Origin of the sequence: Bradyrhizobium sp. WSM1253, assembly GCF_000244935.1 — a bacterium.
Classification (GTDB): domain Bacteria; phylum Pseudomonadota; class Alphaproteobacteria; order Rhizobiales; family Xanthobacteraceae; genus Bradyrhizobium; species Bradyrhizobium canariense.
The window spans coordinates 1,638,795-1,658,277 of sequence record NZ_JH600073.1 but is presented as its reverse complement, the minus strand read 5'-3'; the positions used below and the strand labels follow the sequence as shown (position 1 = coordinate 1,658,277).

Below are 19,483 nucleotides of genomic sequence, written 5' to 3'. Positions count from 1 at the left end.
TTCACCATCCCCGCTGATGACGTCGTCAAATCGTCTAAAAAGCCCTGCGATGACGCGGTGTCTGGCGGCGCGCCGCGCTGCCTTAGTGTTCGTTTAAGGTCGCTCTGACACGGTGGCTCAACGATAAGGAGGCGTTCCGGCGCGTCTTCCCGACGAATGAGCCGAAGCGCGAGACCCGTGACAGTTTTGAGTATCATCCGCGATTGTCTCGATGCGCTGCTGCATCCCTCCGCGCGTTACGACGCGCTGACGCGAGCGCGCCATCGTGCCTTCATGGCCCCGCGGCTGCTCGGCAGCCTGGCCGCCTTTGCCGCATTCCCGGTCTATCTCGCCATGCGCGGCGCGCCGAGCGCGATCGAGGTCGCGGCCTTCGCCTGGCTGATTGCGCCGATCCTGTTGTCCTGGTTCCTGTCGCGCACCGGCCGTTACGAAGGCGCGCATGTGCTGTCGTCGCTGGCGCTGTCGGGCCTGATCATGGCGGTGGCGGTGACGACCGGCGGCATCGAATCGTTCGCCGCGATCTGGCTGGTCGTGGTTCCCCTCGAAGCTGCGCTGTCGGCCTCGCGCCGCGTCGCGGCCTTTGCCTCGCTGCTGGCGCTGTCCTGCGCCGGCATTCTCATCCTCGTCAGCCAGCTCGGCTGGCTGTCGATTGGCGACACCAGCGCTGCGGAACGCGGCGTGCTGATGGCGTTCGGCGTCGCCTCGGCGACGCTCTATGCGGCAGGTCTGGCCTTCGGTGCGGAATCGCTCGCGCGCACCAGCGTTGCGCTGCTGTCGCGTGAGGAAGAGCGTTACCGTCTCCTGGCGCGGAATATGAGCGACGTCATCTCGCGGCATCAGCGCAACGGCGCGGTGCAGTTCATTTCACCGGCGGTGGAAGCCATGCTCGGTGTGCCCGTCGCGCAACTGCTCGGCCACGGCCTGTTCGATCGCGTCCATGTCGCCGATCGCCCGGCGTATCTGACGGCGCTGTCCGATGCCGCGCGCGGCGAGGTGCGCAGCGTCGAGTTCCGGTTGCGCCGGGAGCGTGCCGGCTCGGAGCGCGGCCAGGTTGATTTCATCTGGGTCGAGATGCGCTGCCGCCCGCTCGATCAGGATATGGGCCGTGATACCACGCGCGAGGCCGATGTTGTCGCCGTGATGCGCGATGTCACCGACCGCAAGCTCGGAGAGCAGGCGTTCGATCAGGCGCGCAGCGCTGCAGAGGCGGCCGACGCCGCCAAGACGCGCTTCCTTGCCACCATGAGCCATGAGCTGCGCACGCCGCTCAACGCCATCATCGGCTTCTCCGAGATGATCACGCAGGAGCAGACCTTGATGCTGGGCGCAGCCCAGCGGAGGGAATACGCCCAGCTCATCAACGATTCCGGCAAGCATCTGCTCTCGGTCGTCAACGGCATCCTGGACATGTCCAAGATGGAATCGGGTAATTTCGAGATGGCGTCGGAACCGTTCGCGCCGCGTGCATCATTGATGCACTGCTGCAATCTGCTGGCGCTGAAGGCGCGGGAGAACGGCGTCGATCTCGTCACCGATGCGCCGCAGGACCTGCCTGTGATGACCGGCGATCCGCGCGCTTTCAAGCAGATCGTGCTCAACCTCGTCGCCAACGCCGTCAAGTTCACCGAGCGCGGCGGTCAGGTCACTGTAACAGCGGCGGTCTCGGGCTCGCAGCTTGCGCTACGCGTCAGCGACACCGGAATCGGCATCGCACCTGACGATCTCAAGCGCATCGGCGCGCCATTCTTCCAGGCCGGAAAAACCTATCAGCGTCGTCACGAAGGCACCGGCCTCGGACTTTCGATCGTCAAGAGCCTGGTGGCGTTGCATCTCGGCGAATTGACGGTACAAAGCAGGCTCGGCGAGGGAACTGCCGTCACCGTCAAGCTGCCGCTCGTCTACACGCCGCAGGCCAAAACTTCTGATACCAAGATTTCTGAGGCCAAGATGTCCGACAGCAAGGCGAGCGAGAGCAAGATCGCGACCTTGACGCCGGTGCTGCGCCAGGAACTTCAGCACCAGGAACTGCAGGACCATCCTCACGACCAAGTTCAGGACCAACCCGCTCTGGTGAAGAAAAGTGCCTAAGAAGTCTGCCAAGGACCAAGCCGCGCCGCGCCGCCGTGGCGCCAAGGTCGCAGTCATCGATGTCGAGACCGAGCGCAATCTCGTGCTGCGCGTGCTGCTGCATAGCCCCAAGGATACGCTCGCCGGTTTCGTCGCCGTGGCCGCTATCGGCGCGATCGTTGCCAACGCGCTGTTCCTCCAGACCGGGCGGCATCCGGCGCCGATGTTCGGCACCGTGATCAATCTTCCCGCGCCCTCGTCCCTGCCGCTGTCGAACCCCTTGCCCCGTTCGCGTCCGGTCGGGGCCGATACCTCGCCGCTCGAGCCGAGAGCGACGGAGTTTCGTGCCGAGCCCAGACCTGCCGAGCCCAGACCTGCGGACAAGCCGCCGGAGAGGCCTGTCGAGGCGACCGCATCGACGCCGCGCTCAGGCGATCCCATGACCAATCTGGTCAAGCAAACGATTTCGGCGCCGCCCTCCGTTGCGCGTCCGCCGGCGCCGATCCCCGTGCAGCAGAGCGCGGCGGCGCGGCGCATCGCCGGCGTGCAGCGCGCGCTGTCCGAATATGGCTACGGGAACTTGAAGATCACGGGCGCGATGGGTGGCGAGACCCAGTCCGCGATCCAGAAATTCGAGCGCGAGCACAAGATGCAGGTCACCGGCCAGCTGTCCGACCGCCTGCTCCGCGAGCTCGGCGCCGCGATCGGCCACCCCGTCGAATAGTCGTTGCTGTTGTGCGAAGGCTGGTGCTGATTGCAGCGCTGTCCTATCGTGGCCACCATGCGTTTGAAATCGAACATCTGGGTCTCAGCCTATCTGCGCCGGTGCCAGACCGAGGGCGTGTACGGCGCGGTGCGTCGTCGCGGTGCGGAGGAGGCGGGTGCGGTGTTCGTGAAGATCTCGCTGCTTGACGGCAATGCGATGCTCTATGTGCCGGCGCCGCAGACCTCTTATGACGACGGCCGGCCGGTCGATCGCTTCTTCGTGCCGTTTGCGCCGCAGCCGATGCCGGAGCCCGCGGTGGAGGAGCGCCTGACCAAAGAGATCCGCTTCGATTCCGACATCTGGATCGTCGAGACCGAAGACCGCGCCGGGCGGCATTTCCTCGAATTGGCGAAGACCTAACGATCCGATCCGTCAGTCCCCGTCCGCACCGCGGGCGCGGAGCCGGGCTGCACGCCCGGGCGTGTCTGGCTTGCGCCCGCACGCGCGCGCTGGCGCTCGCTGTCATGCAGCGACGGCTGGTACTTTGCGCGGGTGACGGCGAGCGTCGAGCCGCGCCAGGCGGCCAGCATCACCAGCGCCGCGCGGTCGCTGAGGCGATCGTAAAGACGCGACAGCCGGTACACGTCGGTCACGGAGTTGCCGATCTCCGGCTTGAAGAACAGCAGGATGCGCTGGAACACCGGGCTCGGCATGTCGAGCGCGCGCGCGGCGACCGCGAGCGCTTCGCCGCTTGCATCGTCGACGATCTGGGCTGCGACGCGCGAGGGCAGGATCAGGCTGTCGCCGAGCTCGAAGGCGAAATTCTCGACATCGCCCGCGATCGCCGCCATCTCGAGGATCTGGATTGCGCGCTTGGCGCGCACGGTCGGAATCCGCGGCGCGGCCTTCAGCGGGGTCTCCGCCAGATTGTGCAGGATCAGCGCGCGCTCGGAGGCGCCGGCGCGGAAGAACATGTCGTAGATATCGGCCGCGTCCTTTGGCTGCATCGCCATGTTCGAGGCCATGCGCAGCTCGGCGTCGGTTGGCGTGCGAACCGGCAAGGGGGCAGGAGGGGGGGCAGAGGCGGGCGCCTGGATTTCGCGCGCGAGCGGAACCCTGCGGCCCTCCTGCGCGGCTGACAGTCCGAGCTTCTGCATGATCGGGGCGGGCGTCGACGGATAGATCGCAAGCCGGGCCTTGACCGCTGCGCGCGTCGCGTCGTCGACCTGGTCGATCAGTCGTGTGGCGAGCTCGACGAACTGGCGCTGCTCGTCGTCGCTATGGGTGCTCGACTGGACATAGAGGTCGGTCAGCACGCGCAGCAGTGTCGGACGAACATCGACGCCTTCGCGACGGGAGAGGGTCATCAGCCCGTCGAATCCTGGAAACAACGACTTGGTCATGGAGAGATACGCGACCTGGAAGAGATACTCGCCGCCAGCCTATCGCGGGCTCCTTTAAAGGCTCGTTAAGGAAAACGAGGCGTGAAGCCGAACGCTTGCTTTGAAGCGTTCTCGTGCCGCAACGGGACGGCGGGTCGCGCCCGTGCGGTTACGGTCCCGCCGGCACGTTTACACCCCGTTAACCATGAACTGATCTTAATGAATGCATGTTGCAGAGGCGCGCCGGGTCGCGCGGCAATTGAAGAGAGCTGATATGGGGACCATCATCGAATTTCCGGCCGGTCGCCGGGTGAGCGCGTCGGGGGACGTGGCTCCGCGCGCGGACATGGGCACGATTTTGATCCTTCCCGTGATCCGCATCGAGCGCGAGAGCGACGAGCCAAGCGGCGATCACGGGCCGGAGCAGGGCACAGCGCCGGGGCGCCGTCGTCGTCGCCGTTAGCCTTCGGCCTTTGCAATGCCGGAGAACCTCCGCCAGATCCGGCCCGTCGTAACGGCCATCATGCTCGCACTGCTGGGTGCGACGCTTGCCGCCTGTAGCGGCGGCGATTTCGGCCGCACCCGCGCCGACATGCGCAGCGACGACATGCATCGCTGGCTGGGCGCGGAAGTCACCTCCAGCGTTGGCCTGAAGCCATCCCAATTCCAGCTCACTGACGAGGAGCGCCAGCTTCGCGACCTCGCCTATCCCCTGATAGAGCCGCCATTGTCGCGGCCCGCCTGGAAGAGCGTGTTCGGCGACTACAAGGCGCTGCCCTCGCCCTGGCGGCAAAAGATCGTGTTCGACCGCACCATGTACGGTCGCACGCTGATCGACGAGCCGCACCGTTCGCATTCTTCGCGCTATACGCAGCTGATGGAGGACGTGCGCAACGACATCACCCGCTTCGAGCCGTTCTTCGCCTCCGCGATCCGCGTCATCGACCTCGACAAGAAGCGCAATGCCAGCATGGCGCGTGTCTCTTCCCTCTCGCCGCAGGAGAAAGAGGACGCGATCGAGCGCATGCAGGAGAATTCGCTGATCATCCAGTGGGTGCAGCAGTGCCTCGAGCAGCGCGTCTCGTCCTATCGCTGGGGTCTGGAGCGGCTGGTGATCCAGGCGCCCGACGGCATGGCCGCCGATGCCGACCGCCTCATCGGCGAACTCGCCGCCCAGACCGCCAACCCGCCGGTCGCGGGCCAGCCGCCCTACGGCCGCGCGGTCGTCTCCAAGGGCTGATCGTTTCAAGGGTCGATCATTTTACGGCAGCGCGCCGGCGCTTGATTGCGTCGGTCAAGCGCGCTGCTTCGGCAGGTTCCCGACAAAATCCTTCAGCGCATCGTGCGCCCGTCAGCGCTGTCCGTCGTGCACGGAGATCGCGGATGCCGCAAGGCCGCCGATGCGCGCGTGAGGCCGGCCGCCGGTCGCCATCACGAGCCCGAAGGCGATCTCGTCGCGCCGTGGTGAATCCCACAGCGTCATCTCCGCGGTGCCGAAATGGCTGCGGACATAGGCGGCGTGAATGTGCCCGAGCGGAACCATGAGCCGCGTGCCCGGCCGCCGATGGTCTTCGCCGCCGGAACGATCGCCTTGGGCTGACCGAGCACCTCGCGCATGCCCTGGCCGCCGGCCTCGTGCCAGACCGCGCCGTGCTCGAGCTCGCCATCCTCGCCGACGATGATGCCCTTGCCATAGGCTTCGATCTGCGCGGCACCGCCGAGCTGCGCGATCAGCCGTGTTGCGAGTTCTCGCCCGAGCTCGCGCAAGGATGCCTGAAACGGCATCAGGTCGGGTTCGAAGCGGCCCGCGAAGGGATTGCGGATGACCGCAATGGCCGTCCCGACCAGCAGCGGCATCTCCAGCCGGGGACCGCGTTCGTGCCAGATGGTCTCGACGCTGAGCGCGGTCTTGCGGATGTCATGGGACATGTCTTGAACCACCTCTTGGGAGGACATGCGCTGACTCTAGGCTTCGTCGACGACGGGATTGCGCAGCACGCCGATGTTCTCGATCTCGACCTCGACCACGTCGCCGGGCTTGAGGAAGACCGGCGGCTTGCGGGTGAAGCCCACGCCGGCCGGCGTGCCGGTGGCGATGACGTCGCCGGGGACGAGGTCGAAGATGGTCGAGCTGTACTCGATCAGCCGCGGGATCGAGAAGATCAGCATCGAGGTGTCGGAGGATTGCACCACCGCACCGTTGACGCGCGTCTCGAGCTTCAATTTGGTGGGATCGCCGATCTCGTCCGGCGTGACCAGCCAGGGACCGAACGGGCCGGTGCCGACGAAGTTCTTGCCGGAGGCGATCTGCTGGGCGTGACGCTGCCAGTCACGCACGCTGACGTCGTTGTAGATCGAATAGCCCGCCACGTGATCCCAGGCGTCGGCCTGGCTGATGTGACGGCCACCCTTGCCGATGACGACGGCCAGCTCGCCCTCCCAGTCGAAATTGTCCGAGACTTTTGGCCGGACTACCGGCGCGTTGTGCGCGACCTGGGAGCGCCAGACCCGGAGGAAGATCGGTGGAAATTCCGTGATCTCGCGCTTCATCCCGAACGCCACGGCTTCATTGTGGTGGTCGAGATAATTGCGCACCGCGCAGACGATCTTCTCTGGACGCGGGATCACCGGCAGGTATTTGACGTCGCTTAGCGCCATCGTGGGCTTGTGCCCGGCGACGATGGCCTCGCGCCGCGCATAGTCGTCGCTGCCGAGGAAGTCCGCGAGAACAGGGTATTGGGGCAGGGCGCGGCCGAGATCCACGACGCCATTTTCGACAACGGCGCCCCAGCTTTCCCGATTTCCGTCCAAGAATGACAGCAGCTTCATGGTCTCGCCCCAAAGGTTGGCATTTTCGATCTTGCTCATTATTTTCGAAAATGTGGTGAAACGCAAGCCCACGGTGATAAAAAGCGTGCCGCCTATTCGGTGTCGAGCAGGTGCCCGGCGTAGGTCGCGACGTTGTCAGCCGTGGTGCGGATATGCGTCTCGATCAGCTGCACCGCGAGATCCGGATTGCGCGAGATCGCGGCCTGCATGATCGCCTGGTGCTCGCCGGCCTTGTCGCGCGGACGCGGCCGGAAATTGGCCGACAGATGCCGATAGCGCTCGGCGCGATCGAACAGATCGCCGCGAATGGCGAGGAGTGTCGCGGAGCCGCAGGCGGACACCAGGGCCTGGTGGAATTGGCGGTGGGCGATCTTCCATTCGGGATCGCGCAACGGATGCTCGGGATCGCGCTGCTCGATGCGCTTCAATCTGTGCAGGGTCGAGATGACGGCGATTTCCCAATCGTCGTCGCCCCGCTCGATGGCGCGGCGGATCAATTCCACCTCGATCAGCACCCGCGCATCGGTGACCTCCACCAGATCCTGGCGGCTGACGGGGGCCACGCGAAATCCACGCTGCTCCTGCGCGTCGACCAGACCTTCGGCGGTAAGCGCCGTCAGTGCCTCGCGCAGCGTCGTGAAACTGACGCCGAATCGTTCGCGCAGGACGTCGAATCGCAGCGGCTCGCCCGGCGCCAGGCCGCAGGCAATGATCTCCTCGCGCAGCCGATGGGTGATGTCGGCGGCAACGGTCTTGCCGAATTCCTTGCGGGGGCGAATGGCGCTTTCGGACATGGTCTCTGTCATTGAATCGATGGCTCAACATGCCGCGCCAACGACCATCTTGCAATAATTTTCGTAAACGATATGATTTTCGAAAATACGGCTTGGGAGGGGTGTGACATCATGCGAGCGGTGCTGGTGCGTCAGCCGGGTGGACCGGATGCACTCGAACTGGTCGAGCTTCCGGTGCCTATGCCGGGACCCGGCGAGGTGCAGATCCGCGCCGAAGCGTTCGGCGTGGGGCAGCCCGATGTGCTGATCCGGCGTGGCGTCTACAAATGGATGCCGCCGCTGCCGGCCAATCCCGGCAACGACGTCGCCGGCCGCATTGCCGCGCTCGGGTCCGGCGTCGAGGGGTTTGCGATCGGCCAGAAGGTACTGCTGAGCGCACGCGACCTGTCGCAGCGCGGCGGCTGCTACGCCGACTATGTGGTCGCGCCCGCGGACGCCATTCATGTGCTGCCCGACAATGTCGATCTGCAAGCGGCCGTGTGCCTGTCGAACTACCAGGTCGCCTACGCGCTGCTGCACGAGTGCCGCCATCCGCGCGCACCGGCGAGCGTGCTGGTGATCGGGGCGGCGGGTGGTGTCGGCACTGCGCTGGTGCAGCTCGCCAAGCTCGCGCAGATGAAAGTCATCGGCACGGTCTCCACCGAAGAGAAGGCCGCATTTGCGCGGGGCAACGGGGCCGATCATGTCATCTACTACCGCCGCGAAGACGTGGTGGCGCGGACCCGCGAGCTGACCAATGGCGAGGGCGTTGGCCTCGTGCTCGATCACGTCTGTGGGCCCGAGTTCACCGGCTATCTCGGCGCGCTCGGCAAATGGGGGACGCTGCTGTCGTACAACGCCTTCGCCGGATTGCCGGAGGAAAACCTGATGGCGGCGATGCGCGACCATCTCGACATCTGCCCGGCGATACGCTGCTTCTCATTCCACATCTACGACCACGATCGCAACGAGCGTCGCGCGCTCATGCGCAACGTGATCGACGCGCTGAGCCGCAATGCGATCAAGCCGGCGATCTCGGCGGTCCTGAAACTCGACGAGGTCAGGCAGGCCCACACGCTGCTCGAGCAGGGCTCGGCGCTCGGCAAGATCATCATGACGCCATGAGGGGGTGGATTGCACGATGACGACACAAGCACCCATTGCACGCTTCACCCGGCTGCGGCACGCGAGCTTTGCCTCGCCCGATCCCGAGCGGTTGCTCGACTATTACCGCGCCGTGATCGGTCTTGGCCTCGTCGGCCGCGACGGCAACCGCATCTTCCTCGCCAACGATGCCGAGCAGCTTTCGCTGGTGATCGAACCCGGCGACGCGGCGTTGACGAGCATCGCCTTCGAGATATCGCCTGATGTCCAGATCGAGGCGCTCGGCGCCGCGCTGAAGCAGGCCGATCTGCGGCCCGAACTTCAGAGCGATCCCCTGCCTGGCGTTTCCAGGCTGCTGTCGTTCAGCGATCCCGAAGGCACGCGCTTCGAGTTGATCCAGGGCTGGACGCCGACGCCCGCGCAGGAGCGGATCGCTGCGCTTGCCGTCACCAAGCTCGGCCATGTCGCCCTTCGCACGCCCGATCCGCGCGCCGCCTCGGAGTTCTACGCGAACATGATGGGCCTGCGGGTCTCCGACTGGATCGAGGACCGCTTCGTCTTCATGCGCAGCGGCTATGAACATCACACGCTGAACTTCGCGCGCGGGCCCGGCCGCGGCCTGCATCATGTCGCGTTCGAGCTGCGGGGGCCGACCCACATGCAGCAGGCGTGCGACCATCTCGCCCGACATAAGCTCCCGGTGCTCTGGGGACCGGTACGTCACGGCCCCGGCCACAACACGGCGATCTATCACCGCAATCCCGACGGGCATCTGGTCGAGCTGTTCTTCGACCTCGATCGCATGACCGACGAGGCGCTCGGCTATTTCGAGCCGCGTCCCTGGCATCGCGATCGACCGCAGCGGCCAAAAGTCTGGGTCGGTCTGCCGCGCGACGTTTGGGGCATGCCGCCATCGCCTGAATGCACGGAGTTCGCCCGCTAGCGGATTCAAACTCGACTTGAAGAACGCCGCCTCGCTGCGGCCAACGATAGAACAATCAAAAGGGAGGACGCATCCATGCGAAGGATGAAGCGGCTTGCTGCGGCGATTTTTCTGTTTGGCGGTTTTTTAGCAATCACTTCGGCGTCGGCGGACAATTATCCGTCGCGCCCGATCCGGCTGCTGCATGGATTTGCCGCCGGCGGCGCGGCCGACACGCTGTCGCGCATCATCGCCGACGGGCTCTCGAAGAAGCTCGGACAACCGATCATCGTCGAGGCCAAGCCCGGTGCCGGCGGCAACATCGCCGCGGATGCCATCGCGAAAGCGGCGCCCGACGGCTACACGCTCGGGCTCGTCACCGGCGCCCACGCGATTTCCGCGGCGACCTACAAGAGCCTCGCCTACCAGCCGGCCGAGAGCTTCGAGATGATCTCGACGCTGGTCTATTACGCGCTCGTCATTGCCGTGCGTAGCGATTATCAGGCAAAATCGCTGGGCGAGCTCGTCGCCATGGCAAAGCAGAAGCCGGGCGCGCTCTCCTTCGGATCGGTCGGTTTCGGCAGCACGCATCATCTGGCAGGAGAGCTGTTGAACGCAGCCGCCGGCGTCGAGATCGTGCACGTGCCCTATCGCGGCGATTCTCAAGCGGTCACCGCGCTGCTCGGCGGAGAGGTTCCGGTGATCGTCGGCACCCCGGTCCTGCTCGCCGCGCAGATCCAGGGCGGTGCGATCCGCGGCCTGGCGGTGACCTCGCCGACGCGCACCGCATTGCTGCCCGACGTGCCGACGGTTCAGGAAGCCGAGATCAAGGGATATGACGTGCGCACCTGGGCCGGCCTGCTGGCGCCGAAGGGAACGCCGACTGCCATCATGGCCGCACTCAATGCGGCGACGTTGGACGCTCTTAGGGATCCCGACCTCAAGCAACGTCTGGAGACCGCCGTCGGCGGCGAGGTTCGCGGCAGCTCGCCGCAGGAGATGAAGACGCTGATCGAGACCGAGATCAGCAAATGGACCGGCGTGGTGGAGCGGGCGAAGATCCCGAAGATCTGACGATCGAAAGTATAGAAGTGAACATAGTGCCGCGCGCGGGAACAGGATTGCCGCGCCGGCTCACATTGGTCGACGACCGGCTTGAATGTCGGGCTGCGGCGTGCGTCATTGATCGCTCGGGAGGTGAGCGTGGCCGCCAGAGCAATCAGGCATTCGATGCGGGCGTTGATCGTTGCGGCTTGCCTGGTTGCGGCTGCCCAGTCCGTGGCTCAGGAAGACAAGAAAACCGACGACGACAAGCCTGCCGATCCCGACACCGGCGAGAGCACGGTCGCGGAGAAAACGCTCGGGCTGCTGCCGAACCCCTGGCAAAAGTACGGGGTGAAGTTTGCGGCCACCTATATCGGCGAGGTGCTCGGAAATCCGACCGGCGGTCTGAAGAAAGGTGCGGTCTACGAAGGCAGGCTCAATCTCGCCGTCGATCTGGATTTCGAAAAGCTCGTCGGCATCGACAAGCTGACCTTTCACGCCAACATGTTTCAGATCCACGGCGACGGCCTCTCGCGCTCGAATCTGCAGAATTTCTTCGTCGTCAGCGGGATCGAAGCGTTGCCCTCGACGCGACTCTACGAGGCCTATTTCGAGAAGCAATGGGGCGACAAGAAACTATCGCTCAAGCTCGGACAGCTGGCGGCCGACAGCGAGTTCTTCAATACCAAGTACACGGATGTTTTCACCAACGCCTCGATGGGCTGGCCGGCGATCACGTCGCTTGCTTTGCCAAGCGGCGGGCCGTCGCCGCCTTTGGCGGCCATGGGCGCGCGCCTCCTGTGGAACGTGACAGAGCAGTTGTCCATCCTTGGCGCGATTTTCGACGGCGACCAGGCCGGTCCCGGTCCCGGCGATCCGCAGGAGCGTAACCGGTATGGCGTCAATTTCCGGGTCAACGATCCGCCGCTTCTGCTCGGCCAGGTTCAATATGCCTGGAACAACAGGAAGGGTGACCCGAACTTGACCAGTTCAAGGTCGGTGGCTGGCGTCATTTCGGATCGTTCGGGGATCAGCGCTTCGCATCCAACGGCGTCTCGCTGGCCGCGCCAACGAGCAGCGGGGAACCACGGCTCTTGTCGGGCGATATTGGAGCCTGGGCGGTCTTCGAGCAGCAGATTTATCGGGTGCCGAACAGCGACGATCGGGGCATCGGCATTTTCGCACGCGTGTCGGGCGCGCCGGCTGACCGTAATCTGGTCGATGTCTATGCAGATGGCGGCGTCGAGCTGATCGGGCTTAGCAATGCGCGCCCCGACGACAAGTTCGGCATTGCCGCCGGATATGCGCATGTCTCAAAGCGGGCCCAGACGCTCGACGCCGATTATGCCAGGTTGGTCGACCCGCGCTGGCCGGTGCGAAGCTTCGAGGGGCTGCTCACGGCCGTCTATCAATACCAGATCAAGGATGGCTGGACCGTTCAGCCGAACTTTCAATACATCGTCCATCCCGGTGGCGGCGCGACGGCTCCGGCGAGTCCGCTGCCGGGAAGGGCATTGCGAAATGCCTCGGTTTTCGGATTGCGCACGACCCTGAAATTTTAAGTCGAGGCAAACGCGAGCGAGGCCATGTCGGCAATCATCGCGCTTCGACCACCTCGCCATCCTCCTTCACGAACCGGCCGACGGGGTTGTCCAGGAGATCGATGACGGCTTCCGAGGGACGACACAGGCGTGTGCCCTTGGGCGTCACCACGATCGGACGGTTGATCAGGATGGGATGCGCGAGCATCTGGTCGATCAGCTCGTCGTCGGACCATTTGGGATCGTCGAGGCCGAGCTCCTTGTAGGGCGTGCCTTTCTCGCGCAGCAGCGCGCGAGCGGAGATGCCCAGGGCCTTGATGAGCTCGACAAGCGTTTGGCGGGATGGTGGCGTCTTCAGATATTCGATCACGACGGGTTCGACGCCGCTCTGCCGGATCATCGCCAACGTGTTGCGCGAGGTGCCGCAGGCGGGGTTGTGATAGATCGTGACGCTCATGAGGTAGTCTCCGCGATTGGGATGGGGCCTTGCGCCTGGGGCCGTCCGAGCAACCAATTCATCAACAGCATGCCGGCAAAGGCTCCGCACAGCTCCGCGAGAATGAATCCGGGCAGGTCGGTGGGACGTATGCCCGAGAACGTGTTTGTCAGCGACCTTGCGATGGCCACTGCCGGATTGGCGAATGAGGTCGAAGCCGTGAACCAATAGGCCGCCGTGATGTACAGGCCGACCAGCCAGGGGACGGCAGTCCGCTGAAACCGGATGCCGGCCAGGATTGTGACGACCAGACCGAAAGCAGCGACGGCTTCGGCGAACCATTGCGGTCCTCCGGTTCGCATTTTCGTCGAGAGATCGATCAGCGGCAGTCCGAACATCAGATGCGCCGCCATAGTTCCCGCAATGCCGCCGGCGATCTGCGCGACGACGTAAAGTGCGGCCTCGTTGACCGGCAGCTCGCGCTTGCCGGTGAAGACCAGCGTGACCGCCGGATTGAAATGCGCGCCGGAGATCGGTCCGAGCACGGTGATCAGGACGACCAGAATGGCGCCGGTCGGCAACGTGTTGCAGAGAAGCGCAAGCGCGACATCCTTGGTCAGCGTCTCCGCCATGATGCCGGAGCCGACCACCGTGGCGACGAGAATGCCCGTACCGAGCGCCTCGGCCGCGAGGCGGCGCGGAAGATCGAATTGATCAGGCACGGCTTCGCTCCTTGCGTCTTGGCTTGCAGCAGGCTTGCAGGGTTTCGACGACCGGCTCGCAAACTTCCGGCCGCCCGCCGCAGCAATCCCGCAGCAGGAAGACCGCGACGTTCCGGAATTCGGTGAGGTTGGCGCGGTAGACGATCGAACGGCTGTGCCGCTCCGAGGTGACGAGGCGCGCGCGCGTCAGGATCGACAAATGCGCCGAGAGCGTGTTCTGAGGGACCTCCAACAGCCGTGCGAGATCGCCCGCAGCGAGACCATCAGGCTCGTGCCTGACCAGTGCGCGGAAGGCCTCCAGACGGGTCGACTGGGCCAGGGCGGCGAGCGCGAGGCCAGCTTCTTCCGTTTCCATATATCCAGATTTATGGAAGTAATTGAAGCGCGTCAATCCGGAATTCCCCCTGGGCGACCCAGCCCGTATTTCGAACATTCCAGAAATATAGTTTGACAGTTTGGCATCCGCCGGCACATCGTGGCACGCATGAAGATCGATGACGCAGCAGCACGCCTTGAAGCCCTGGGCAACCGGACGCGACTCCAGATTTATCGTGCCCTGGTCCGGGCCGGACACTCCGGCATGCCCGTCGGTCGGTTGCAGGACAAGCTGAAGATCCCGGCATCGACGCTGTCGCATCACATCAAGACCCTGGTCTCGGTCGGGCTCGTCAGTCAGGTCCGGGAATCGACCACGCTGATCTGCCACGCAAACTTCGACGCGATGCGGGGGCTGGTCGATTTCCTGGCGGCGGAGTGCTGCGCAGACGAAGTCGGATGCAAGACGACGCAAACCGCGGCGTGATCCTTTTTGGCTGATATTGTTCGATGATTCTAGAAATATGGGAGAAGCCGAATGAACGCTAAGACGGTCGCCATCGTCGGGGCAGGGCCTGTCGGCCTCGCAGCAGCTGCGCACGTCCTGGAGCGTGGCATGTCACCCCTCGTGCTGGAGGCAGGATCCGAAGCGGGGCACGCGGTGCGCCAGTGGCAGCAGGTCCAGCTCTTCTCACCGTGGGAATATAACATCGACAAGGCCGCGGCGCGCCTGCTGGCGCCGACGGGATGGAATTCGCCGGACCCGGGCTCCTATCCGACTGGTGTCGAACTGCTCGATCGATATCTGACGCCGCTCGCGACGCGAACGCCACTGCGCGAGGTGATCCGGACGTCCAGCCGCGTCTCGGCCATCAGCCGCGTCGGCTTCGATAAGGCGAAGACGAAGGGGCGTGAGCAGGCGCCTTTCGAAATCCGCTACCAGAACGGCAAAGGTCCTGATGCGCTGCGCGCGGATGCCGTGATCGATACATCAGGCACATGGTTCTCGCCCAATCCCGCCGGAGCTAATGGCCTGCCCGCGATCGGCGAGCGCGAATGCGCCGGCCACATCGCCTATGGCATGCCCGATGTCCGTGGTGCCGGCCGCGCCAGATATGCCGGGAAGACTGTTGCGGTGCTCGGCGCCGGCCATTCCGCGGTGGGCACGCTGATCGATCTCGTGCATCTCGCCGAGGAAGTGCCGGGGACGCAAGCGATCTGGCTGTTGCGGGGCGCCGATCCCGCCAAGTCTTTTGGCGGCGGCCGGAATGACAAGCTCGCTGCACGCGGAGAGCTCGGCTCCACCTTCGCCGCGCGCGTGGCCGCCGGGAAGATCAGGGTCGAAACCGAATTCAGCGTCACGCAACTGTCGGACTCCGAAGGCCGCCTCGAGATCGCGGCCGGCACGCGAAGCGTGATCGTCGACGAGCTGATCGTCTCGACCGGCTTTCGTCCCGACTTTTCGTTCCTGTCCGAATTGCGCCTGCGGCTCGATCCCGCCATCGAGGCGCCGGTCGCGCTCGCGCCGCTGATCGATCCCAACGAGCACAGCTGCGGCACGGTGCGCCCGCACGGCGCGCGCGAGCTCGCGCACGATGAGCCGGGCTTCTACATGGCGGGCATGAAGTCGTATGGCCGCGCGCCGACCTTTCTCATGATGACAGGATATGAGCAGGTGCGCTCGATTGCGGCCGATCTCGCCGGCGACAAGAAAGCCGCCGCAAGGGTGGAGCTCGTGCTGCCGGAGACCGGCGTCTGCACGCGTGGCGGCGTGGAGTCGGGCGCCGCAGCGGGATGCTGCGGCGGGCCGGCGAAGGAAGAGCCGTCGGCCTGCTGCGCCGCCGATGAAACGGCGAAGAAGGCGGGTGGCGCGGGGTGCGGTTGTTCATGACATTAGTTCTTGCTGGAGAAGCCGGAGAGTTGCCCATTGTGGTTGGTGCGCCGTGTCGAGCTGGGGGGAGGACAGCATTCGTAAGCTGAGCGGCCGGTCCCTGATCGCGGTGATGTGCATCGGCCAGGTCGGCAATCTGCTGCCGCATGTGACGCTCTCCGCGAACTTGGCGCAGCATCTGATGCCGGCGTGGGGCCTGTCGGCGGCCGAAGGCGGCTTGATGGCGAGCGGTTACGCGTTCGGCTACATGCTCGCCGTGCCCGTGCTGACGACGTTGACCGACCGGATCGACGCACGGCTCGTCCTGATCTGGGGCTCAATCGTCAGCGGGCTGGCGACCGCAGCGTTCGGACTCTTCGCGCAAGGATTCTGGTCCGCGACGCGATCTGGTCGCTTGCAGGGCTTGGATTTGCCGGCGCCTACATGCCCGGCCTGAAGGCGCTGACAGACCGGCTTCCGGCCGGCGACACCTCGCGCGCCGTCACGCTGTACACGTCGAGCTTCTCGGTCGGTGTCGGCCTCTCGTTCCTGGTCGCGCAAGTGATCGCCGACCGTTGGGGATGGCGGACCGCTTTCCTTGTCACCGGCTTCGGTCCTATCGCAATGGTCGTCGCGTGCCTTCTGATGCAGGCGCAGCGGCCCGCGCCGAAGGCGGGACGTCTGTTGAACTTCGCGCCTGTCTTCGCCAACCGCGAGGCGCTCGGATACATCTTCGGCTACGGCGCCCATTGCTTCGAGCTCTACGGCATCCGCACCTGGCTGGTCGGGTTCTGGACCTTCGTCGTCGCGCATCAAGGTGCGCCGTCGTGGTTGAGCCCCGTCGTGCTGAGCTTCTGCTTTGCGGTGATCTCGATGCCGGCCAGCATCCTCGGCAACGAGGCCGCGCTGAAATTCGGCCGCCATCGCGCGATCACGGTCGTGATGATCGCGTCGGCCTGCGTGGCGCTAGTTATCGGCCTCAACACGACGGCGCCGGCATGGGTGCTCGCACTGCTGCTGCTCGTCTATGGCCTGACCGTGCCGGCGGATTCCGGCGCGTTGACCGCCGGCATGTCGGCCGCGGCCGTAACCGAACATCGCGGCGCGACCCTGGCCCTGCATTCGACGGTCGGCTTCGGCCTGTCGGCCGTCGGCGCCTGGGGCACCGGCGCCGCGCTCGACGCAGCCGGCGGCCCGCAGAGCGCCACCGGCTGGCTGCTGGCGTTCGTTGTCCTTGCGGCTGGTATCGCGTTGGGTCCATTCGCGCTGCTGTGGGCGCGGAAGGGCCAGTCTGTTCGGGCGCAATCGGCGTGAGGTCGCGCAATTCTACTCGGCAGTGAGAATTCGATCGAGGCGCAATCGATGTCGATGATCGGTGAGAAGGCGAGCGCCTCCCGTCACGGCGGCGAGAGTTCCCAATCCCGTTCCGCCGGCGATCAAGAACATGATCAAGAGCTGATACTTGACGGCGTCGATCGGTTCGACGCCTGCAAGGATTTGACCGGTCATCATCCCCGGCAAAGAGACAAGGCCGATCGCGGCCATGCTGTTCATGATTGGCGTGAAGCCGCTTCTCAATGCGTCCCGCAGGACCGGCAGCAACGCCTGATAGCGGGTCCCGCCAAGAGCAAGGCAAGCTTCGACGGCGGCTCGTTCGCGGACCAGGCTATTCGTCAGCACGTCCAGGCCCAGGCTTATTCCCGTCATGGTGTTGCCCAGGATCATGCCCAACAATGGCAGCGCATAGCGCGGATGATACCACGGATCCGGGCGTAGCTCCGTCAGAAGCGCGAACATCGTGACGGTCCCGGCCGCGAGCAACATGCATCCCGCCCCTAAGCCATAGCTCCAGATACCCGGCAGGCGTCGCTTTTGCCGAGCGACGATTTCCCGTGATGCGAAGAGAACCATGGCGACGGCGGCGAGGGCGGTCCAGAGCGGCGAGACCACGGCAAACAGGAACGTCAATACGTATCCGACGAGTATCAGCTGAAGCACCATCCGCACGGTGGCGATGGCCAGCTGCTTTTCAAGCTTGAGGCGGAGAGCAAGCGAGAGCGCGCCATCCATGACGACAAGGAGCGCGGGCAGAACCAAATCGCCGTATGCCAAGTGAATGTAACTCACGGCCGATTTTCCTCGATTCCACCGTCGGCATTCATCACAAAGACCCGCGACCCGACGCGGCGGGCCTGAGCGTTGTCGTGAGTGCTCCAAACGACACTCGTTCCATTCGAAATGCGTTCCGCGATCAAGGATTCAACGGCCGCCGTCGATGCCGAATCGAGGGCCGATGTCGGCTCGTCCAGGAGAAGAACCCGCGACCTCAGCATCAGCGCTCGCACCAGCCCCAGCCGTTGTCGCTCGCCGGTCGAAAGTCTTTGGATCGGCCAGGGACCGCAACTGCGCGGCAACCCCAGTCTCGTGACCAACGGTAAGGCATCATCCCAGCCGCTGAAGTGGTCTTGCACGATGTCGGACCACCAGCCCGGTTCGGCGGCGAGATAGGTCACTCGCTTGCGCCAGGCCGGGGCAGGCATCGCCTCCCTGAGCGTTCCGTCCAGTTTGACCATTCCTTCGTTGGGATCGAGATCCGCGATCGAGCGAAGGAGTTGGGTCTTCCCTACGCCAGAGGGCCCTTGCAGGGCGACGCATTCGCCGTCCTGCAAGTCGAATGAAACGGAGATGTGCAAGCGCTTGAGCGCGCGGACCGTGAGCATGTGTCAAAGCTTGCGCCGGAGCCGATCGGCAACCCGCACTGCAATTTCCGCCGGCGCCTCGTCCGGATAAGGATGCACCGAGCTGACATTGATCTCACCGAGGACATAGCTGTCGGTCCCGTCGGGACGGACCGGGCCAAGCATGAAGTCGGCGTCCCAAATCGCAGGCAGGTCAAGTCGCGGAATATCCAGCAACGACGTCAGCTGCGGCGTCCACTCGTCCTCCATCAACCGACGCAGCCGCTGGAAGCGCGGGTCTGCGTTGGACGCATAGAGCCGTGGTCCGGCCTCGGAACGGGCGGCCGGCGAGTCCACCAGGGCCTTGACCTTGTGATAGCCGAAGCCGGCACAGCGATCGCCCGCCATGTAGCAACGCAACACGCCTTCGCTCAAGCGAGGCTGGAATGGCTGATCGACCACGCTGCCATTTTCGAAATACTCCGCGCAACGGCGGACAAAATCATCCAGCGTCAGTTCCTCGGAGCCATCCCTGGTTGCGTCCAGCACCTTTATCATTGGAGAAGCCGGCAGCTTCTCGACCTTCCAGACGCCTTGGCCGCCATTGCCCCGGTTGCGCTTGATCACGCGCGGACCGGCGGCGAGCCGCGTCGGTAACTCGGCGCGCATCGCCGCAGCGGTTTGATATAGAGTGGTGTCGCTTCCCCAGCCCATCGAGCGGGTACGATACAGAACCTCCTTGGTGCCCATCTTGAGGATGACATCGGGATGAGCGCTGACCCACACGCCGCGTGCGGCGACGTCGCGCAGCAATGCGTCGAGACCAGCGCGATCTCGACCGTCTTGAATGGGGTTGACCCAGACGAGCACGCCGTCCACCCCGAGCAATTGTTCACGGACGTCCTCGGCGAAACTTTCATCATAGATCGCCGGGCGCGCCGCGATACCGACGGCGGCGAGGGCTTCGAAAAGCTGCGCGAAGCGGCTGTTTTGTGCCGTCGCGTCGCGGCGCGCGGCAGCGTCTCCGCGTGAGAGGATGGCGACGGTGTGTTGGTGAGAAGGGTGTCGTTCGGTGTCCATGCGCAAGCTCCACG

Annotated in this window: 19 protein-coding genes and 3 pseudogenes; 12 read left to right on the top strand and 10 right to left on the bottom strand. The window is 64.8% G+C overall.

What is annotated here, in order from left to right:
- Positions 1 to 156 precede the first annotated feature (156 nt).
- Genes BRA1253DRAFT_RS09640 through BRA1253DRAFT_RS09630 form a run of 3 tightly spaced genes read left to right on the top strand, consistent with a single transcriptional unit; the run spans position 157 to position 3,193 of the window.
- On the top strand, positions 157 to 2,088 hold the full coding sequence (locus tag BRA1253DRAFT_RS09640) for a PAS domain-containing sensor histidine kinase (RefSeq protein WP_088940909.1): 1,932 nt from the start codon (positions 157 to 159) through the stop codon (positions 2,086 to 2,088).
- Entirely contained in the window at positions 2,081 to 2,791 is a 711-nt protein-coding gene (locus BRA1253DRAFT_RS09635) for a peptidoglycan-binding domain-containing protein (RefSeq protein WP_007593524.1), read from the top strand. The genes BRA1253DRAFT_RS09640 and BRA1253DRAFT_RS09635 overlap by 8 nt, the downstream gene beginning before the upstream one ends.
- A gap of 57 nt (positions 2,792 to 2,848) precedes the next feature.
- On the top strand, positions 2,849 to 3,193 hold the full coding sequence (locus BRA1253DRAFT_RS09630; RefSeq protein ID WP_007593522.1) for a DUF1491 family protein: 345 nt from the start codon (positions 2,849 to 2,851) through the stop codon (positions 3,191 to 3,193).
- On the opposite strand, the gene BRA1253DRAFT_RS09625 is transcribed toward BRA1253DRAFT_RS09630, so the two are convergent.
- Complete coding sequence (locus BRA1253DRAFT_RS09625) at positions 3,190 to 4,176, bottom strand: DUF2336 domain-containing protein (RefSeq protein ID WP_007593514.1); 987 nt, start codon at positions 4,174 to 4,176, stop codon at positions 3,190 to 3,192. The genes BRA1253DRAFT_RS09630 and BRA1253DRAFT_RS09625 overlap by 4 nt on opposite strands.
- Positions 4,177 to 4,429: 253 nt before the next feature.
- Between BRA1253DRAFT_RS09625 and BRA1253DRAFT_RS09620 the strand changes: the two genes are divergently transcribed.
- Both BRA1253DRAFT_RS09620 and BRA1253DRAFT_RS09615 read left to right on the top strand, forming a co-directional pair.
- The gene (locus BRA1253DRAFT_RS09620) at positions 4,430 to 4,618 is read left to right on the top strand and encodes a hypothetical protein (protein WP_007593508.1); all 189 of its coding nucleotides are present in this window, start codon (positions 4,430 to 4,432) and stop codon (positions 4,616 to 4,618) included.
- Between the two features lie 15 nt (positions 4,619 to 4,633).
- A complete protein-coding gene (locus BRA1253DRAFT_RS09615; protein WP_007593506.1) occupies positions 4,634 to 5,395 on the top strand; it encodes a hypothetical protein in 762 nt (253 codons plus the stop codon).
- A gap of 111 nt (positions 5,396 to 5,506) precedes the next feature.
- Here the strand turns inward: BRA1253DRAFT_RS09615 and BRA1253DRAFT_RS09610 are convergent.
- The 3 genes and pseudogenes from BRA1253DRAFT_RS09610 to BRA1253DRAFT_RS09600 form a co-directional block, all read right to left on the bottom strand.
- A pseudogene (locus tag BRA1253DRAFT_RS09610) lies at positions 5,507 to 6,084 on the bottom strand (amino acid synthesis family protein).
- 36 nt (positions 6,085 to 6,120) lie between these two features.
- Complete coding sequence (locus BRA1253DRAFT_RS09605) at positions 6,121 to 6,984, bottom strand: fumarylacetoacetate hydrolase family protein (protein ID WP_035995055.1); 864 nt, start codon at positions 6,982 to 6,984, stop codon at positions 6,121 to 6,123.
- 92 nt (positions 6,985 to 7,076) lie between these two features.
- Positions 7,077 to 7,778: a GntR family transcriptional regulator gene (locus BRA1253DRAFT_RS09600; RefSeq protein ID WP_035995051.1), complete on the bottom strand. Its 702-nt coding sequence runs from the start codon at positions 7,776 to 7,778 to the stop codon at positions 7,077 to 7,079.
- A gap of 111 nt (positions 7,779 to 7,889) precedes the next feature.
- On the opposite strand from BRA1253DRAFT_RS09600, the gene BRA1253DRAFT_RS09595 reads away from it, so the two are divergent.
- The 4 genes and pseudogenes from BRA1253DRAFT_RS09595 to BRA1253DRAFT_RS46170 all read left to right on the top strand — a co-directional run bounded on the left by BRA1253DRAFT_RS09595 (position 7,890) and on the right by BRA1253DRAFT_RS46170 (position 12,389).
- Positions 7,890 to 8,882, top strand: coding sequence for a zinc-dependent alcohol dehydrogenase family protein (locus BRA1253DRAFT_RS09595; protein ID WP_007593500.1), 993 nt, complete (start codon positions 7,890 to 7,892; stop codon positions 8,880 to 8,882).
- A gap of 16 nt (positions 8,883 to 8,898) precedes the next feature.
- The gene (locus tag BRA1253DRAFT_RS09590) at positions 8,899 to 9,804 is read left to right on the top strand and encodes a VOC family protein (protein ID WP_007593498.1); all 906 of its coding nucleotides are present in this window, start codon (positions 8,899 to 8,901) and stop codon (positions 9,802 to 9,804) included.
- 75 nt (positions 9,805 to 9,879) lie between these two features.
- The gene (locus BRA1253DRAFT_RS09585; RefSeq protein WP_007593496.1) at positions 9,880 to 10,857 is read left to right on the top strand and encodes a tripartite tricarboxylate transporter substrate binding protein; all 978 of its coding nucleotides are present in this window, start codon (positions 9,880 to 9,882) and stop codon (positions 10,855 to 10,857) included.
- Positions 10,858 to 11,013: 156 nt separating this feature from the next.
- A pseudogene (locus BRA1253DRAFT_RS46170) lies at positions 11,014 to 12,389 on the top strand (carbohydrate porin).
- 34 nt (positions 12,390 to 12,423) lie between these two features.
- On the opposite strand, the gene arsC reads toward BRA1253DRAFT_RS46170, so the two are convergent.
- Genes arsC through BRA1253DRAFT_RS09565 form a run of 3 tightly spaced genes read right to left on the bottom strand, consistent with a single transcriptional unit; the run spans position 12,424 to position 13,881 of the window.
- Entirely contained in the window at positions 12,424 to 12,825 is a 402-nt protein-coding gene (arsC, locus tag BRA1253DRAFT_RS09575) for an arsenate reductase (glutaredoxin) (RefSeq protein ID WP_007593493.1), read from the bottom strand.
- Entirely contained in the window at positions 12,822 to 13,526 is a 705-nt protein-coding gene (locus BRA1253DRAFT_RS09570; protein ID WP_007593492.1) for an MIP/aquaporin family protein, read from the bottom strand. The genes arsC and BRA1253DRAFT_RS09570 overlap by 4 nt, the downstream gene beginning before the upstream one ends.
- Positions 13,519 to 13,881 carry a helix-turn-helix transcriptional regulator gene (locus BRA1253DRAFT_RS09565; RefSeq protein WP_007593491.1) on the bottom strand — a complete coding sequence of 121 codons (363 nt, stop codon included), beginning with the start codon at positions 13,879 to 13,881 and terminating at the stop codon, positions 13,519 to 13,521. The genes BRA1253DRAFT_RS09570 and BRA1253DRAFT_RS09565 overlap by 8 nt, the downstream gene beginning before the upstream one ends.
- 129 nt (positions 13,882 to 14,010) lie before the next feature.
- Here BRA1253DRAFT_RS09565 and BRA1253DRAFT_RS09560 point away from each other — a divergent pair, with 129 nt between their 5' ends.
- The 3 genes and pseudogenes from BRA1253DRAFT_RS09560 to BRA1253DRAFT_RS09550 all read left to right on the top strand — a co-directional run bounded on the left by BRA1253DRAFT_RS09560 (position 14,011) and on the right by BRA1253DRAFT_RS09550 (position 17,025).
- Entirely contained in the window at positions 14,011 to 14,328 is a 318-nt protein-coding gene (locus BRA1253DRAFT_RS09560) for a helix-turn-helix transcriptional regulator (protein ID WP_007593490.1), read from the top strand.
- Positions 14,329 to 14,379: 51 nt separating this feature from the next.
- Positions 14,380 to 15,732: an NAD(P)-binding domain-containing protein gene (locus BRA1253DRAFT_RS09555; RefSeq protein ID WP_007593489.1), complete on the top strand. Its 1,353-nt coding sequence runs from the start codon at positions 14,380 to 14,382 to the stop codon at positions 15,730 to 15,732.
- A gap of 112 nt (positions 15,733 to 15,844) precedes the next feature.
- Positions 15,845 to 17,025 (top strand): annotated as a pseudogene (locus BRA1253DRAFT_RS09550) (MFS transporter).
- Positions 17,026 to 17,037: 12 nt separating this feature from the next.
- Here BRA1253DRAFT_RS09550 and fetB read toward each other — a convergent pair.
- The 3 genes from fetB to BRA1253DRAFT_RS09535 are packed head-to-tail and all read right to left on the bottom strand — an operon-like array spanning position 17,038 to position 19,469.
- Positions 17,038 to 17,838 (bottom strand): iron export ABC transporter permease subunit FetB, encoded by an 801-nt coding sequence (gene fetB / locus BRA1253DRAFT_RS09545; protein WP_007593487.1) that lies wholly within the window; start codon positions 17,836 to 17,838, stop codon positions 17,038 to 17,040.
- The gene (locus tag BRA1253DRAFT_RS09540; RefSeq protein WP_007593478.1) at positions 17,835 to 18,431 is read right to left on the bottom strand and encodes an ATP-binding cassette domain-containing protein; all 597 of its coding nucleotides are present in this window, start codon (positions 18,429 to 18,431) and stop codon (positions 17,835 to 17,837) included. Before BRA1253DRAFT_RS09540 ends, fetB begins: the two co-directional genes overlap by 4 nt.
- 3 nt (positions 18,432 to 18,434) lie before the next feature.
- Entirely contained in the window at positions 18,435 to 19,469 is a 1,035-nt protein-coding gene (locus BRA1253DRAFT_RS09535; protein WP_007593476.1) for a Cj0069 family protein, read from the bottom strand.
- Between the last annotated feature and the right edge of the window lie 14 nt (positions 19,470 to 19,483).

Bases quoted from the DNA above. Each gene is read 5' to 3' on its own strand.
- BRA1253DRAFT_RS09640 (WP_088940909.1), top strand. From the start codon at position 157: ATGAGCCGAAGCGCGAGACCCGTGACAGTTTTGAGTATCATCCGCGAT.
- BRA1253DRAFT_RS09630 (WP_007593522.1), top strand. From the start codon at position 2,849: ATGCGTTTGAAATCGAACATCTGGGTCTCAGCCTATCTGCGCCGGTGC.
- BRA1253DRAFT_RS09625 (WP_007593514.1), bottom strand. From the start codon at position 4,176: ATGACCAAGTCGTTGTTTCCAGGATTCGACGGGCTGATGACCCTCTCC.
- BRA1253DRAFT_RS09620 (WP_007593508.1), top strand. From the start codon at position 4,430: ATGGGGACCATCATCGAATTTCCGGCCGGTCGCCGGGTGAGCGCGTCG.
- BRA1253DRAFT_RS09615 (WP_007593506.1), top strand. From the start codon at position 4,634: ATGCCGGAGAACCTCCGCCAGATCCGGCCCGTCGTAACGGCCATCATG.
- BRA1253DRAFT_RS09605 (WP_035995055.1), bottom strand. From the start codon at position 6,984: ATGAAGCTGCTGTCATTCTTGGACGGAAATCGGGAAAGCTGGGGCGCC.
- BRA1253DRAFT_RS09600 (WP_035995051.1), bottom strand. From the start codon at position 7,778: ATGTCCGAAAGCGCCATTCGCCCCCGCAAGGAATTCGGCAAGACCGTT.
- BRA1253DRAFT_RS09595 (WP_007593500.1), top strand. From the start codon at position 7,890: ATGCGAGCGGTGCTGGTGCGTCAGCCGGGTGGACCGGATGCACTCGAA.
- BRA1253DRAFT_RS09590 (WP_007593498.1), top strand. From the start codon at position 8,899: ATGACGACACAAGCACCCATTGCACGCTTCACCCGGCTGCGGCACGCG.
- BRA1253DRAFT_RS09585 (WP_007593496.1), top strand. From the start codon at position 9,880: ATGCGAAGGATGAAGCGGCTTGCTGCGGCGATTTTTCTGTTTGGCGGT.
- arsC (WP_007593493.1), bottom strand. From the start codon at position 12,825: ATGAGCGTCACGATCTATCACAACCCCGCCTGCGGCACCTCGCGCAAC.
- BRA1253DRAFT_RS09565 (WP_007593491.1), bottom strand. From the start codon at position 13,881: ATGGAAACGGAAGAAGCTGGCCTCGCGCTCGCCGCCCTGGCCCAGTCG.
- BRA1253DRAFT_RS09560 (WP_007593490.1), top strand. From the start codon at position 14,011: ATGAAGATCGATGACGCAGCAGCACGCCTTGAAGCCCTGGGCAACCGG.
- BRA1253DRAFT_RS09555 (WP_007593489.1), top strand. From the start codon at position 14,380: ATGAACGCTAAGACGGTCGCCATCGTCGGGGCAGGGCCTGTCGGCCTC.
- BRA1253DRAFT_RS09540 (WP_007593478.1), bottom strand. From the start codon at position 18,431: ATGCTCACGGTCCGCGCGCTCAAGCGCTTGCACATCTCCGTTTCATTC.
- BRA1253DRAFT_RS09535 (WP_007593476.1), bottom strand. From the start codon at position 19,469: ATGGACACCGAACGACACCCTTCTCACCAACACACCGTCGCCATCCTC.